This window comes from Kibdelosporangium aridum (assembly GCF_900176515.1).
In the GTDB taxonomy this organism is placed as follows: Bacteria; Actinomycetota; Actinomycetes; order Mycobacteriales; family Pseudonocardiaceae; genus Kibdelosporangium; species Kibdelosporangium aridum.
Map to the genome: position 1 here is coordinate 239044 of NZ_FWXV01000010.1, position 15050 is coordinate 254093.

Sequence of the window (15050 nt, forward strand, 5' to 3'; positions counted from 1 at the left end):
GCCGATGACTCAGCGGCTCATCCGCGCAGATAGACGATCTTCAGCTGCGGCGAGGACAGGATCTCGTGCTCGCAGAACCGGCCACGCACCCACTTGCCCTGCGAGTACAACTTGGTCTGATCAGCGAAGAAAGGCGAGGTCCGGTCGGTCGATTGTGCATATGTAAGAAGCGTTCTTACATCTGGACAACGGCCGCCGTCGAAGGAGACCGCCTGGATGTAGCTGGAGCCGTGGACCAGCTCCGTGTTGCCCTTCGCCGGATCCCAGACCGGGACTTGCATGTTGAGCACACCTAGCTGGTTGGGCGCGCCATGCACCGGGATCCGTTCGCCGTTGCGCACGACGTACTGGTACTCGCCAAGCGGCGCGTCCATGGGGATCTTGGCGGCACGCAGTTCGGCCACGGCGTCGGTGAAGGCTTTACGCACCGCCGGGCTTTCGGTGTTCAGCGTGTTCGGGGTGCGGACCGGGTCCGCGGCGTTGAACGGGACCTTCCACGAGCCTGGCGGGACCTTCAGCCAGAACCGCTCGAACAGCAACGCGCCCTTACTCCAAGTGGAGTACGTGTTGTCCAAATGTCTGATCGCCTCGCAGGCGTCCGCGACATTCGGCAGGTCAGCGCACATCTTTGCGGTGTCGTCGGCGGCGAGCTGGCCGACCAGGCTGCGGTCGGAGAACAGCATGTCCTGGACGGACTGCCTGGAGAACTTCTTGCCGTCCAGCTCCGCGATGGCCATCCGGGTGCGGGGGCCGCGTTCGGTGCCGACGTCGCCGATGATCCGTGGGTAACTGGTGATCGGTGCGGCGGGGTTGGTCAGCCACGCGCTGTCGTTGGAGTTGGCCACGTAGTCGTTGCGGTTCAGTTGTGGCTGCCTGGCTGGGCCAAGCAGGCCCGGCACGATCGCGTCCGGGTCATTTCCCCAGGCACAGCTGGTTTTCGCGCCGTCGAGCACGGCCACACCGGTGCTCGGGAACACGGCTGAGCCAAGCGGGGTGCTGCAACGCTGCGCCATCTCGTCGGTGATGTGCGGTACGACTTGGATATCGGCATAGGTCGCGTTGCCCGACCTGTCCGTGGCGATCGTGTTGACCCACGGCGAGCCCAATGTGTCCGACAGCGCCTTGACGATTCCCCGGGTGTCACGGGCCTGGGCCATCTCGAACCACGTGTTGCCCGAACGGAGGTTGCCCCAGTTCGCGTCCCGCATGGCGTAGGCCGTCGTGCTCGTCCACGTCAGCGGCAGGCCGAACGCGGAGTCGATCACCGGTCCGTATCGCGTTGACCAGAGCATACGCTCCACTGTAGACAGACTGCCGTCCGGATTGCGGCTCTGCACAGTCACCTTGCGGCTGGTCATCTGCTCCGGCTTGCCGTCCACCAGGTAGGTCGTCGGAGAACCCGGCACGAGTTGCAACTGGTACAGGCCGAACGGCCGCGGGGTGGCCACAGTGTGCGTCCACGCCACGTCTTTGTTGTAGCCGATCTGCACGAACGGCATGCCGAGCAGGCTCGCACCGGACACGTCGAGACGACCGGGCACGGTCAGCTGGGACTGCCAGAACCGGCGGCCGCCCTGCCACGGGAAATGCGGGTTGCCCAGCAGCAGGCCCTTGCCGTTGGCCGTAGCGTCCCGGCCGAACGCGAACCCGTTGCTGCCCATGTCCTTTGTGGCCTCGAGCGCTTCGGCGACCTTGCGGGCGGCGTCCTGCGGGATCGCGGGCACTTCGGTCGGCGCTGCCGGCGGCTTGGCCGAGGCGATCTGGTCGATCAGCAGGGCCTGGCCGCTCACGGTGGCCATGGCGTGCATGTGGCGGTAGACGTCGATGTCCGTGATCGGCCGGACCCACGCGGCGTCCCGGCAAACCGGGTCGGTGATGCGACGCTCGGCCACGAACCGGTTGTACCCGGCCACGTAACCCTTGGTAACCTCCCGGACTTCCTGACGCGGCCCGAGCGGCTGGCTCTGTTTCAGCGCCTCCTCCACCGCGCCAGAGTCGTTGATCTGCTGGAAATACAGGTCACTCGCCAGGCTTGTGGCCGCACTGCCGAGCGCCGAATTACCAGGCGCGTCCGGGCCGAAATACCGGGAACGTTGTGCACTCAACGTGACGTAAAGGTCGGCGATCTGGCAGATGTTGTCCTTCGCGGCGGTATAGCCGTAGCCATAGCCGAGCCCGGCGAAAGTATTCGACTTGATGTGCGGAATCCCGTTCTCGGTGTAGCGCACAACGGCGGAGAAATCTCGTTGGTCCGCAGAGCTCACGGTCGTGGTCAGCGGAAGGGCCACCACGACGGCGGCGGCTAGCGTGACCACTCTTCTCGGTAACGACACGATTCTCTTTGTACGGCACCGCGACACTGGCGGCATCCGGGAACACCCCTAGGAGCCCAGCGGCCTTGGCTCCGCGGCGGTCACCGTGATGCCGTTGCGCCGTCAGGGAAACATCGAGTCCAACGTGGTCACGAAGTTGCCCCGGAGCGGGACCGGAACTCACGGACCTTGTTGCGGTTGCCGCACCTTTCCATCGAGCACCAGCGGCGCTTGCCTGGCCGGGACGTGTCCAGGAAAAGCAAGGCGCAGTTGTCGCCCGCGCACTGACGCAGGCGCGTCGAGCCGACTAGGTCGATGGCCTCGCGGGCGGCCATGGCCGCGATCTGCCTGCCGGTGATCGGCGCCGCCCAGTGGCGCTGCAGAGTGGCCACGTCGATCTGCGGCCGTGGCGGTTCGCCCACGGCGCCGTTGATCACTTCGAGGTGGCTCTTTTCCGGAGCCTGGCCCTTCGCCATGGCCTCGGCCGCATGCCACAGGGCGTTGCGGAACTGCGTGACGTGGGCGAGGTCGGACTCCGTGATGTCGAGGTCCTCGCGGCGGACCGGCGCGGTGTCGTTGAGCCGGGAGTCAAGCAGCCACTCGGCCAAGTCGTCAGGCTTGAAGAGGATCTCGTAGGCCTCCCCGATCGGCCCGGGACCGCCGGTGAGCAGCAGTTCCAGGCAGAAGACGCCGGCGTCGAAGTGGTAGCGCTGGCCGTCGAGTCCAGTCAGCACCCTTGTGCGGCTCGCCATGTAACCAGTATAGTCGGTTTCACTACCGGTTATACCGGTTACAGACACTGGAGGGGCGATGAGCATCGAGCAGACGTTGCTGGACCTGGAAGAAGAGCTGTGGCGGGCCAACCGCGAAGGCGACGGTGCGTTCTACGACAAGGTCCTGCGTGATGACGCATTGGGCGTCAGCAAGTTCGGCGTGTACGACAAGAGCGGGGCCGTCAAGCTGATCAGCATCAACGACAACCCGTTCACCCGCTCCAAGATGAGCGACGCGAAGGTCCTGCTGATCAACGAGACCGCCGCACTGGTCACGTACAAAACGGACTACACGGCCTTGATCGACGGCACCGAGCATGACTTCACCGCATTGGCCACGACGGTCTACTCGCTCGAGGACGGCGAGTGGCGCGCCGTACTGCACCAGCAGTCATGATCGGGCAGACGAAGGACGTCGGCTTCCAGATCGGCGTCTCCAAGACTTTGCCGTTCGCACCGGAAGCCGTGTGGGCGGCGATCATGAGCGACGAAGGCATCGCACTGTGGCTCGGAAAAGGCGCCACCCTCGTCAAGGGCCAGTCGTACGAGACGGCAGACGGCACGGTCGGCGAGGTGCGGAGCCTGAATGAGCTCGACCGGGTCCGGGTGACGTGGCGGCCGAAGGACTGGGATCACGAGACCACGGTCCAGATCGCGATCTCAGCCAGCAACGGCAAGACACGGCTGACCTTTCACCAGGAACGGATGACCGGCCCGGCCGAACGGGAACGCCAACGCGAGCATTGGCGCAGGGTGATGGCTGACGTGGTGGACCTGCTGACAGCGAAGTGAAGAGGTGGCGCGACGGCTACGCCTCTCGACTCTGTGAGCGGGAAACCTCAAGTTGGGTGGTCTTCGATCAGGCGGCTCGAGATGAAAGTGCGAGGCGGGCGGGGGTGGCGCATCCGCCGCGCCACCCCGACTCACTAGCGCAGGACTTTCAGTTCAGCGATCTTCGTTTCGCTGGTCCGGGCCCACGCCACGGCTGCGCCGTCGGCGAAGATCGCGATCGCGGTGTCGGGGCCGGTGGTGACGACTTGGGCTGGATGGCTTGAAAATTCGGCCAGGCGCTCGTCCGACTCCAGTGCCTGTAGCAGCACTTCGCGCGGTGCCGGGGTTGGCGGCACAGGTGCGCCTGCCTCTGTGAACACTTCCTTGATGTGTTCGAGGGCCATCACCGCGCGCGGGAAGCCGGAGAAGGCTGCCGCTTCGGTCACGATCTCGGTGATCTCCGCGGGTGCCAGCCCTGAGGACAGGCCGGTTCGGGTGTGCACGCGGATCGGTGTCCCCGCTCCGCCGGATGCGATGATCGCGGAGATCGCGGCCGCTTCCCGCGTCCGGGCGTCCAGGGCGGGGCGGCTGTGCAGGTGGCCGTAGACCACGCCGACGGCCAGTTCTTCCAGGCCGGGCGCCACTTCGAAGATCTTGTCCAGCCTCGCCTTCCCGCCCGGGATCAGCTCGCCGACGACGTCCCGGCCTTTCTGGTGCAGGTCCTTCACAAGTGCCTCCTGAGGAAGTCCACCGCCAGCGCCCACGCTCGTTCGGCCGGTTCCGGCTGGTAGAACTGCGGCGCCACCCGGTTGTGGAACGCGTGCCCGCCGTCGGGCTGGATGTGCAACTCAACCCCGGCGCGGCCTTCCACCGCAGCGGCCACATCGGCGACCTTCTGGGCAGGAATGTACGGATCGTTGCCGCCGAAATGCAGCTGCAACGGTGACTTGATCTTATCGAGCAGGTCCAATTGGGACGGTACGCCTGAGCCGTAGAACGACAGCACGGCCGCGGGCTGGATCGACGCCGCGGACACGAAAGCAACCGTGCCGCCGAAGCAGAAGCCAAGCAGCGCCACGCCACCAGTGACCTCGGGCAGCTGGGAGAGATGCTGGTACGCGGCCGCCACGTCGGCCACGCCCGTCGTCATGTCGAACTGGCTGGCCAGGTCCATCGATTCGGCCAGGCCCTTGTCGTCGTGCCCGGCGCGCCAGCCTGGCCGCAGCCGCCAGAACATGTCCGGCGCGGCCGCGACATATCCCAGTTCCACCAGATCACCGGCGACCGCCTCGATGTACTCGCCGACGCCGAAGATTTCCTGGATCACCAGCACCGCGGGCCCGCCACCATCCGGTGCCCAAACGGTCAGGTCGAATTCACCATCCGGGGTACGCACGGATTCTGTACGCTGCACACTCACGCTTCGAACTTACCTTGTCGATAAACCGGGAGGCCGAATGGCCGAGTTATTTCCCAACCGGCGTCGCAGACTGAGAACGATCGTCTCCATCTTCGCGGTAGGCACAACACTCGCCGCATGCAATACGACAGCGGCACCGGCGCCGGAGACTTCCACCCCGGCCGAGTGGGCATCGGAAACCAGTGACCAACCCGCGCCTTTGTCGGCGATTCCACAATCGACGACCACGACCAGCGGGACGCAAAAGCAAGCCGCTCCCCCGCCACCACCTCCACCCGCCCAGCCGAAAACCAACTGCATCAAGACGCTGCGCGCGTGTGGTTTTCCCGATGCGAGCAATACCGGGTGGCAGCACACCGGGGTCAAGCTGACCACCGCGGGCGTGAATCTCACCGCCGACGCGGAGTTCCAGATCAACGAGCCCAATACGGTGATCGACGGCAAGGACATCCGCGGCTGCGTCAGCATCAAGGCCAACAATGTCAAGATCAAACGCAGCCGGGTGCGCTGTGACAGTTACTTCCCGATCCGGGTCTACGACGGTTTCCGCAACGCCGTAATCGAGGACACCGAGATCGACGGGTTGAACTCGGGAACCACGAATGCCGCCGTCGGATTCGACAACTACGTTCTGCGCCGGGTGGACATGCACAGCCTTGGCGAAGGCCCGCACATGGGCACCAACGTGGTGATCGAGGACTCTTATGTGCACGATCTCGCGAGCTGCGACATCTGCCACAACGACGCCATCCAATCGTCCGGCGCGCTGAATGTCGTGCTGCGGCACAATACGTTCATCAACGACGCCATGGGCAAGAACGCCGTCGTGCGCATCGCCACCGAACAGGGCGATTCCAAGAATTTCCTGGTCGAGAACAATCTGCTGGCCGGTGGGAACTTCGCGGTCCAGGTCCGCAGCCAGGGCCACGGTTTCCCGATCGGCGTCCGGGTGATCAACAACCGGATCGTGCCGACATGGCGGTTCGCGCCGTTCGACACCACCGACGGCCGGATCGAGACAATCGGCAACTTCCGGGACGACAACCTGGAGCCGCTCACCGCCGATTGACCTCGCGCTCAGCCGCTTCCCCGCCGAGCCCGACTTCCGCTCAGTGGAAGCCGGGGCTGAAAACCGGAAATCCGCCACCTATGGTCTCGCGGCAACCCGGCAACTCGGCAACGCGATGGAGCGAGACGGTGACGACAAAGGTGGCGGAGCGTGCTGGTCGCCGATGGGCGATTTCCCTTGCCTGGAGCGCAGTCCTGCTGGACGGATTCGATCTGGTCGTACTCGGCACGGTCCTTCCAGTCCTGCTGGACACCAAGGAATGGGGCCTGAATCCGGCCAGTGCCACGGCCGTGTCCACATTCGGCTTGGTGGGTATGACAATCGGCGCGCTGACCATTGGCGCACTCACTGACGTCATCGGCAGGCGTAAGGCATTGGTGTTGTCAGTCACCAGTTTCTCGGTGCTCACGCTGCTCTGCGCTTTCGCCCCATCGGTTTTCATGTTCGGCCTGTTTCGTTTCCTGGCCGGGATCGGCCTTGGCGGTTGCCTGCCGACGGCGATCGCGATCGTCAACGAACACGCGCGCAGCGGCAAAGCAGGCAGCGCAACCACAACTGTGATGACGGGCTATCACGTCGGCGCTGTTCTCACCGCATTGCTCGGCATTCTGGTGATCCCGGACCTCGGCTGGCGCGCGATGTTCATCATCGGCGCGGCGCCCGCGGTCGTCCTGGTCCCACTGATGATCAAGTACCTGCCCGAGTCCGCGACACTCACCCGCGAGCGCACGGCATTCGGCACGATCACGTCGCTGTTCCAAGGCAAGTACCTCCGCTCGACACTCGCGTTCTGTGTGGCGTCTTTCATGGGCCTGCTGCTGGTGTACGGCTTGAACACGTGGTTGCCGCAGATCATGCGGTCCGCCGGATACGAACTCGGCGCGGCGTTGGCGTTGTTGCTGACGCTCAACGTGGGCGCCGTGGTCGGCCTGCTCGTCGCCGGTGCCGTCGCGGACCGGGCGGGAGTCCGGCGTCCCACCATCCTGTGGTTCATCTGCGCGGCCGTTTTCCTCGCTGTGCTGAGCGTGAAGATGCCGCAGTTCGGTGCGTACGTCGCGGTGTTCATCACTGGGTGTTTCGTGTTCAGCGCGCAGGTTCTGGTGTACGCCTACATTGGACGGACCTATGTGGACGACAACCGGGCCACGGCACTGGGCCTGGCCGCGGGCATCGGCCGCCTCGGCGCGATCAGCGGGCCGATCGTAGGCGGCGCCCTGCTCGACGCCGGTGTCGCGTACCCGTGGGGTTTCTACGTGTTCGCGCTGGTCGGAGCGTTCGGCGCGATTGCCGTGACGCTGGCCAAGTCAACGGCGGCGAAACTCACGAGCCAGCAGCCAAGCCAGGTAGAGCCCGCCGATGACCGCGGTGGCGATACCAACCGGCAGCTGGGTGTCTGAAAACAGCTTCTGCACAACGAAATCGCTGGTCATCAACAGCAGCGCACCCATCGCCCCCGCGGCGATGGGCCCGGCGGAGGGCGTACCGGCCAACCGTTTGGCGATCTGCGGTGCGGCCAACGCCACGAACGCGATCGGCCCGGCGGCGGCCGTGCCGACCGCGGCGAGGGCGACGCTCACCATGACCAGCACCAGCCGGGTGCTTTCGACGCGGACACCCAGCGCCTTGGCGGCGTCGTCGCCCATCTGCAAGATCGAGAGCCGGTGGCTGAAGAACACCGCGAACGGCAGCAACGCGACCATGGCCCACGCGACCGGTTCGACGTGCTCCCATCCGCGCCCGTTCAACCCGCCGACCTGCCACGCCGCGGCGGCGAGCGCGTCCTGCAACGACGCGTGCGTGATCAAGTACTCGTTGGCGGCGAACAACATCGCGCTGATGCCGATGCCTATCAGCACCAGCCGGAAGCCCTGCACACCGCGCCGGTACGCGAGCAGGTAGATCAGGATCGACGTGACGATCCCGCCGGCGAGCGCACCGCCCGCGGTGAGCATCATCCCGCCGTCGGTCAGCACGATCACCGAGAGCGCGCCGGTGGCCGAGCCCGCGGTGAACCCGATGATGTCCGGGCTGCCCAACGGATTGTCGGTGAGCCGCTGCATGATCGCGCCGCTGATCCCGAAGGCGGCGCCGACCAGCAGCCCCGCCAGCAACCGGGGCAGTCGCAGTTCCATCACGATGAAGTCGGCACCGGGCGGGCCCTGGCCGAGCACGGTGTCCACCACTTCCGGCACGGTCAGCGGGTAGTCACCGGTGGTCATGCTCAGGAAACCGAGCCCGATGATCGCCGCGGTCATGATCAGGCACGTCACCGTGGCGCGGATGTCCAGCCGCAACGACAGCCGCGAGATCCGGATCGGGCGGCCGCGGACCGCCGTGTTGACGCTCACAGCTTGGTCACCCGGCGGCGCCGGCACAGCCAGATGAACACCGGTGCGCCGATGAACGCGGTCACGACGCCCACTTGCAACTCCGAAGGTTGGTTGATCACACGACCGAGCACGTCCGATCCGATCACCAGGATCGGCGCGATCAGCACGGTGTACGGCAGGATCCAGCGTTGGTCGGGGCCGGTGATCAACCGCACCACATAGGGCACCGCCAGCCCGACGAACGTGATCGGACCGGCAGCCGCGACCGCGGCGCCGCACAACAACGTCACGGCGAGGACACCGACCACCCTGGTGCGTCCGATGTGGGCGCCGAGAGCCGTCGCCGTCTGGTCACCGAGCGCCAACGCGTTCAACGAACGGGCCAACAGCAGCGCCAGGACGATGCCGACCACAAAGAACGGCAGCAACTGCGTGACGGTGTCCATCTGCCTGCCGCTGAGCGATCCCACGTTCCAGAACCGGAACTGGTTGAACGTCAGGGGGTCCATCAGGATGAACACGCGGACCAGCGCGTACAACACCGCGCTGACCGCGGCACCGGCCATGATCAGACGGTCCGGCGTCGGCCCGCTGCGCCCGGTCGCGCCCAGTAGGTAGACGATCACGGTCGCGGCTCCCGCACCGAGGAACGCGAACCAGACGTATCCCGACACCGAGCCCACGCCGAACACGCTGATCCCGACGACCACCGCGAAGGATCCACCCGCGTTCACCCCGAGCAGGCCGGGTTCGGCCAGCGGATTGCGTGACAACGCCTGCATCAGCGCTCCGGACAAGCCCAATGCGATCCCGACCAGTAAGCCGAGCAGGGTCCGCGGGATCCGGACGGAGTGGATGATCACCGCGTCGCGGGACCCGTCGTTGTGCCACAGCACGTTCCAGGTCTCGGCGAACGGGATGTCCTTGGATCCGAACCAGATGCTCAGTGCGCAGACGACAAGCAGCGCCGCGAGGCCGACCACCAAGCCAAGGGCCCGCCCGGCGCGATGCGCCGTTTTGGCGCGCTCTGTCACGCCTGCCACACACCACCACCAGTGTTCCTGGATGCCGATAGTTGAGGTTAGGCTAACCGAAGTCTTCGGACCAGTGGACACCGGCACGAGGAGTCGGGGCGTTCCGACCTGAAGGGCGTATAGATGATTCGTTACCTGTTAGCCGCCAGCCTGCTGCTGCTCACCGCGTGTGGGTCCGGCTCCAACACCCCGGCAGCACCCCAGTCCGCCACGGGCGACGCCGCGGCCTTCCCCGTGACCATCCCGCACAAGTTCGGCAGCACGACGATCAACGCCGAGCCCAAGCGGGTCGTCGTGGTCGGTGTGACCGAACAGGACCCCCTGCTGGCCCTGGGTGTCGTCCCGGTCGGAGTGACCGACTGGCTCAAGAAGTACCCCGGCGCGATCAACCCGTGGGCCAAGGACAAGCTCAACGGCGCTCCGCTGCCCACCGTGCTGACCGATGAGAACGGCCCGCAGTACGAGAAGATCGCGTCGCTTCGGCCGGATGTGATCATCGGCCTGTACGCCGGGTTGACCCAGGAGTCGTACGACAAGCTCTCCAAGATCGCCCCGACGGTGGCGCAGCCCAAGGAGTACAACGACTACGGCATCCCGTGGCAGGAGTCCACGAAGACGCTCGGCAAGATCGTCGGCAAGGCCGCGCAGGCGGACAAGCTGGTCGCCGACGTCGAGGCGAAGATCGCCAAGACCCGTCAGGACAACCCGAAGTTCGCCAACGCCACCGGCCTGGTCGCGACGCTGTGGGAGGGCTACTTCGTCTACGGATCGCAGGACCCGCGTTCGCGGCTGCTGACGTCGCTGGGCTTCAAACTGCCGGAGAAGCTCGACGAGGTGATCGGCGACAAGTTCGGCGCGTCGATCAGCAAGGAGCGGGTGGACCTGCTCGACCAGAGCGTGATCATCTGGCTTGCGGTCCCCAAGGAGGCCAGGACCACCCTGGACAACGATCCGCTGTACGCCTCGCTGAAGGTGGCCAAGGAAAAGCGCGACATCATCCTCGACGAGACGACCGACATGGGCAACGCCGCGTCGTTCATCTCGGTGCTGAGCCTGCCGATGCTGCTGGACAACCTCGGACCGCAGCTGGCACAGATGGTCAAGTGACCTGATCGGAACGAAATGGGGCCTGTCACCGCGGTGACAGGCCCCATTCGCATGCTGACTCACAAGTTGCTGACCAGTGCTCGCAGGATCACCGCGGCGACGAAGACCACGGTGAACGCGAGGTCGATGGACACCGAGCCGACGCGAGCAGGCCGCATCAGCCGGCGTACCGGCCGGATCACCGGCTCAGTCAGGCCGTAGGCCACACGCCGTGCCTTGATCACGGCCGCGCCGCCACTGGAGAGCACGCCGACCCAGTCGAGGATCGCGCGGATCACCATCACCACGATGAACAACGTCAAAACGAGCCCAAGCAGGGTTCCCAGCGCACTCATGACGAACTCCGTTCCACCTTCTCCATGGTGACCCGGGTCGTTGAGAGGAGTCTGAGAGTGTGCTGTCAGTCGCCCATGGCTTCGATGAGGCTCTGCGGCCGCATGTCGGTCCAGTTCTGTTCGACGTAGTCCAGGCAGGACTGCCGGTCGGCCGGGCCGTGCACGCTGGTCCAGCCGTCGGGGATGGCCACGAAGTCCGGCCACAGGCTGTGCTGGTTCTCGGCGTTGACGAGCACGTGGTAGGTGCCGTCGGGGTCCTCGAACGGGTTGGTCATGATCTCTCCATTGGCGTCAGTCAGAGACGGTCGCGTTCTTACGGGTGTCGGACCAGGCCTGCCACAGGGTGGCGTAGTGGCCGTCGGCAGCGACAAGTTCGGAATGGGTGCCGGACTCGACGACACGGCCGCCGTCGAGAACCACGATGCGGTCGGCGGCCATGGCCTGGGTCAGGCGGTGGGCGACGATGAGAGCACTGCGGCCCTCGAGCGCCGCGACAGTCGCCCCTTCCAGCACACGAGCGCCGGTGCTTCCCGCTTCCGCGGTGGCTTCGTCCAGGATCACGATCGGCGGATCGGCCAGGATCAACCGGGCCAGCGCCAATTGCTGGGCCTGCGCCGCGGTGAGGCGGTGCCCGCCTTCACCGACCACGGTCGCCAGTCCGTCGGGCAATGCACGGACCCATGCCACAGCCCCGACACGGTCCAGCGCCGCGATCAGTTCCTCGTCGGTCGCCTCCGGACGGGCCAGCCGCAGGTCGTCGGCGAGCGGCCCGGCGAAGACGTGCACCTCTTGGGTGACAAGGACAACGGACTTGCTGACCGCTGTCGGGCCGAGCCGGTCGAGTGACTCGCCGCCGATCTGGATGGCCCCGCCGGATGGCGTGTGGATACCTGCGATGAGCTTGGCCAGCGTCGTTTTGCCCGCACCGCTGGCACCGACCAGGGCCACGCGCTCGCCTGGCCGGATGTCCAGGTCGATCCCGTGCAGCACCTCTTCGCCCTCGCGGTACGCGTGGTGCACACCGGACGCGGTAACCGACGCATCCGTGGGGACAGCCGGCTTCTCCGGCTCCGCCGGAAGCGGCGACTCGGCGACGCCGACGAGCCGGGCGAGACTCGCCATCGCGGCTTGGGCGTCGTCGACGAGCGACAGGGCGACGTTGATCGGGTTGAACAGACCGTGGAAGTACAACGCGGCCGCGGTCGCCGTACCGACGGAGACCTCGCCGTTGCGCACCAACAGGAACCCGGCGGTCAGCACGGCGCCCAGCCCGATGAACTCGGCGAGGTTGAGCCTGCCGTAGAACCTCGTCCACAGCCTGGCCGCCGTCAGTGCCACGTCGACAGCGATCTGCGACTTGCCGCGGACGCGGTCGATGTGGTCGTCGGCGAGCCGGAACGCACGCACGGTCTTGCCCGCGCCGATGGTGTCGAGCAACTGGTGCTGCTGGGCACCGACCGCGACACGTTGGCGCGCGTACATCGGGCCCGCATTGCGCGCGTACCAACGAACTGTGCTCAGCTGGATCGGCACCGCAAGCAGCGCGGCCAGCAGGAAACGCCAGTCGAGCGCGGCGATTCCGCCCAGTGTCAGCACAATGGCCAGCACCGAACGCGACAACGCGGGCAACGCGTTGCGGACCGCCTCGGCGATCACCGTGACGTCATCGCTGACTCTCGCGGTCAGGTCGCCGGACCCGGCCCGTTCGACCTGTTCGAGCGGCAACCGCAGGGCCCGGTCAACGAACCGCTCCCGCAGCCGGGCGAGCATCCGCTCACCGACCTGCGCCACGAGATTCGTACCGATACCCATGAAAACGCCCTGCGCGATCGCGGCGATCACCAGCAGCACGACGGGAAAAGTGATCGCGCCGACCGGCGAGCGTTCCACGACGAGGTCGACGATCCGGCCGAGCAGGGGCGCGGTCGCCAGCCCGACCGCGGTCGCGGCCAGCAGTACGAGAAACGCCACGACAGCAAGGCCCCGGTCGAGGCGGACCAGTTCCCAGACCGCTTGGCGCGTCCGCTTGGGAGTCGCTGTGGGCAACAGTTCCTGAGTCATGCGTACTCCCCGCTGTGCTCACGTTGGTCGCATGACCCCGGCGCTGTGTTGAATGACTCGCTCGCAAGCTCGCTCATGCGAGCACCGCCGTCCGGTAGCCGGCATGCGCCGCGGCGAGCTCGCCGTGCGAGCCTTCCGCGGAGACCTTGCCGTCCTCGATGACCACCACGCGGTCGGCGACCGCGAGCAGCGCGGGGCTGGTGGTGAGCAGGATCGTCGTCCGTCCCCGGCGGATTTCCCTGACCCCTTCGGCGATACCCGCCTCGGTGACCGCGTCGACCGCGGTGGTCGGGTCGTGCAGAACCAGCACCGGCGGATCCGCCGCCAAGGCACGCGCCAGCGCCACCCGTTGGCGTTGCCCACCTGACAACGACCGCCCTCGTTCGGTCAGCACGGTGTCCACTCCCTCAGGCAGTGCCCGCGCGACTTCGTCGGCGCCAGCGGCAGTAAGCGCACGGGCTGCGCCGTCCCCATTGGACGTGACATTGCTGATCAGGCTGCCCTCGAAGAGATCGGCGTCGTGCGCGGCGATCAGCATCGCACCACGGGCCTGGTCGAACTCAAGCGACGACAGCGCGACACCGTCCAGTTCGACGGTCCCCGTGGCCGGATCGACATCGCGGCCGAGGCATTCCAGCAGCGCGATTGCGATGGCTGGATCCGGCACGACGACTCCCAACAGCTCACCCGGAGCTGCGTGCAGGTCGATATCCCTCAGCCCCGCGTGCGACACGCCGCGCAGCGCGATCTCACCCCGCACCGGGCCGGCCAGCTTGCCGGTCCCCGGCTGCACCGCGGGCGGCGCCGAGAGCACCGAGGCGATCCGCGTCGCCGAGGCACGGGCCTGAGCGAACTCCGAGTTGACCCAAGCGACGTTGGTCAACGGGCCCAATAGGAACTGCGCCAGACCGACCGCGGCGACCAACGCACCGATGCTGATCGACCCTTCCGCCGCCAGCCGACCGCCGACCAGTGCGACGATGGCGAGGAAGATGCCGTTGAGGGCCAACATCCCGCCGTCGTGGACCGACTTCACGCGCGCCGCGCGCACGGTGGCGGCCAGCGATTCCCGGCTCATGGTCCGATAGCGCGCCACCGCCACTGACTCGGCACCCAATCCTTTGAGCACCCGCAGCCCGGAGACCAGGTCCGCGGCCACTCCCGAGGCGTTCGCGGCACGTTCCCGCTCGGCCTCGCTGCGTCGTTCCAACGGACGGCCCAACAGGTGCGCGAGCCACAACAACGGCGGAGTCCCCAGCAACACGAGAAGCCCCAACGGCACGGACTCACCCAACAGCGCGACAGCTGCCACGACGACACCCGTCATAGCCGCGAGGCCATACGGCAGCGCACGGTTGAGAGCACCGACCCGCTGGGCGTCACCGGTCGCGAGACTTGCCAGCTCACCCGGCAACCGGCCCGATTCGGCTCCACCACGCGGGTCCAGCACACGCGCCGCCAGCGCCAGCCGGATGTCATGCGCGGCCTGTTCAGCGGCGCGCTCCGCCGCTCTGGCGCCGTACCGATAGCTGTACGACAGCACCGCGAACACCGCGGCCAAAATCCCCAGCCAGAGGAACAGCCCGCCATACCCCTCGACGGCGATCGCCTGGTCGATGACGACACCGATCAGCACGGGCACGATGGCCTCACCTGCCTGGTGCGCGCTGAAGCCCAGCGCTGCCAGGGTGACGTGCTTGCGCTGGCCGGTAATCGCCCCCCGCAGCACGTTCCCGCCGGTGATCTGTTTGCTTGTCACAGCCCCCGCCCACTCAGTTGTGCCGTCTTGCGCTCGACTAGCGGAGCGTACGTAATCAACGTGCGTCGCATTTCGGGTT

Annotated in this window: 15 protein-coding genes; 5 read left to right on the forward strand and 10 right to left on the reverse strand. The window is 66.5% G+C overall.

The genetic code is table 11. The annotated features are described in order from the left end of the window. Window positions 1-17 precede the first annotated feature (17 nt). Window positions 18-2333 (reverse strand): penicillin acylase family protein, encoded by a 2316-nt coding sequence (locus B9C43_RS41825; protein ID WP_084432963.1) that lies wholly within the window; start codon window positions 2331-2333, stop codon window positions 18-20. Window positions 2334-2461: 128 nt separating this feature from the next. Then, a complete protein-coding gene (locus B9C43_RS41830; protein WP_084432964.1) occupies window positions 2462-3064 on the reverse strand; it encodes a CGNR zinc finger domain-containing protein in 603 nt (200 codons plus the stop codon). Between the two features lie 58 nt (window positions 3065-3122). Here B9C43_RS41830 and B9C43_RS41835 point away from each other — a divergent pair, with 58 nt between their 5' ends. Continuing rightward, the gene (locus B9C43_RS41835; RefSeq protein ID WP_084432965.1) at window positions 3123-3482 is read left to right on the forward strand and encodes a nuclear transport factor 2 family protein; all 360 of its coding nucleotides are present in this window, start codon (window positions 3123-3125) and stop codon (window positions 3480-3482) included. Continuing rightward, window positions 3479-3877, forward strand: a complete 399-nt coding sequence (locus B9C43_RS41840) for an SRPBCC family protein (RefSeq protein ID WP_084432966.1) — start codon at window positions 3479-3481, stop codon at window positions 3875-3877. The genes B9C43_RS41835 and B9C43_RS41840 overlap by 4 nt, the downstream gene beginning before the upstream one ends. A gap of 134 nt (window positions 3878-4011) precedes the next feature. Here B9C43_RS41840 and B9C43_RS41845 read toward each other — a convergent pair whose 3' ends face one another. Together B9C43_RS41845 and B9C43_RS41850 are read right to left on the reverse strand one after the other, a co-directional pair. After that, window positions 4012-4584, reverse strand: a complete 573-nt coding sequence (locus tag B9C43_RS41845) for a carboxymuconolactone decarboxylase family protein (protein ID WP_084432967.1) — start codon at window positions 4582-4584, stop codon at window positions 4012-4014. Then, window positions 4581-5276, reverse strand: a complete 696-nt coding sequence (locus tag B9C43_RS41850) for a dienelactone hydrolase family protein (protein WP_235039158.1) — start codon at window positions 5274-5276, stop codon at window positions 4581-4583. Before B9C43_RS41850 ends, B9C43_RS41845 begins: the two co-directional genes overlap by 4 nt. A 37-nt stretch (window positions 5277-5313) precedes the next feature. On the opposite strand from B9C43_RS41850, the gene B9C43_RS41855 reads away from it, so the two are divergent. Together B9C43_RS41855 and B9C43_RS41860 are read left to right on the forward strand one after the other, a co-directional pair. Further along, window positions 5314-6345, forward strand: a complete 1032-nt coding sequence (locus B9C43_RS41855; RefSeq protein ID WP_143446963.1) for a right-handed parallel beta-helix repeat-containing protein — start codon at window positions 5314-5316, stop codon at window positions 6343-6345. Between the two features lie 140 nt (window positions 6346-6485). Beyond that, the gene (locus B9C43_RS41860) at window positions 6486-7742 is read left to right on the forward strand and encodes an MFS transporter (protein WP_380144768.1); all 1257 of its coding nucleotides are present in this window, start codon (window positions 6486-6488) and stop codon (window positions 7740-7742) included. Here B9C43_RS41860 and B9C43_RS41865 read toward each other — a convergent pair. Both B9C43_RS41865 and B9C43_RS41870 read right to left on the reverse strand, forming a co-directional pair. Continuing rightward, entirely contained in the window at window positions 7650-8693 is a 1044-nt protein-coding gene (locus B9C43_RS41865; protein WP_235039160.1) for a FecCD family ABC transporter permease, read from the reverse strand. The genes B9C43_RS41860 and B9C43_RS41865 overlap by 93 nt on opposite strands. Next, the gene (locus B9C43_RS41870; RefSeq protein WP_235039161.1) at window positions 8690-9709 is read right to left on the reverse strand and encodes a FecCD family ABC transporter permease; all 1020 of its coding nucleotides are present in this window, start codon (window positions 9707-9709) and stop codon (window positions 8690-8692) included. The genes B9C43_RS41865 and B9C43_RS41870 overlap by 4 nt, the downstream gene beginning before the upstream one ends. Before the next feature lie 123 nt (window positions 9710-9832). Between B9C43_RS41870 and B9C43_RS41875 the strand changes: the two genes are divergently transcribed. Beyond that, window positions 9833-10816, forward strand: coding sequence for an iron-siderophore ABC transporter substrate-binding protein (locus tag B9C43_RS41875; protein ID WP_084432972.1), 984 nt, complete (start codon window positions 9833-9835; stop codon window positions 10814-10816). Window positions 10817-10875: 59 nt separating this feature from the next. On the opposite strand, the gene B9C43_RS41880 is transcribed toward B9C43_RS41875, so the two are convergent. The 4 genes from B9C43_RS41880 to B9C43_RS41895 form a co-directional block, all read right to left on the reverse strand. After that, the gene (locus B9C43_RS41880) at window positions 10876-11151 is read right to left on the reverse strand and encodes a YggT family protein (RefSeq protein ID WP_033389076.1); all 276 of its coding nucleotides are present in this window, start codon (window positions 11149-11151) and stop codon (window positions 10876-10878) included. Between the two features lie 65 nt (window positions 11152-11216). Next, the gene (locus B9C43_RS41885) at window positions 11217-11426 is read right to left on the reverse strand and encodes an MbtH family protein (RefSeq protein ID WP_033389075.1); all 210 of its coding nucleotides are present in this window, start codon (window positions 11424-11426) and stop codon (window positions 11217-11219) included. Window positions 11427-11442: 16 nt separating this feature from the next. Further along, window positions 11443-13212, reverse strand: coding sequence for an ABC transporter ATP-binding protein (locus B9C43_RS41890; RefSeq protein ID WP_084432973.1), 1770 nt, complete (start codon window positions 13210-13212; stop codon window positions 11443-11445). Window positions 13213-13285: 73 nt separating this feature from the next. Then, window positions 13286-14971 (reverse strand): ABC transporter ATP-binding protein, encoded by a 1686-nt coding sequence (locus B9C43_RS41895; RefSeq protein WP_084432974.1) that lies wholly within the window; start codon window positions 14969-14971, stop codon window positions 13286-13288. Between the last annotated feature and the right edge of the window lie 79 nt (window positions 14972-15050).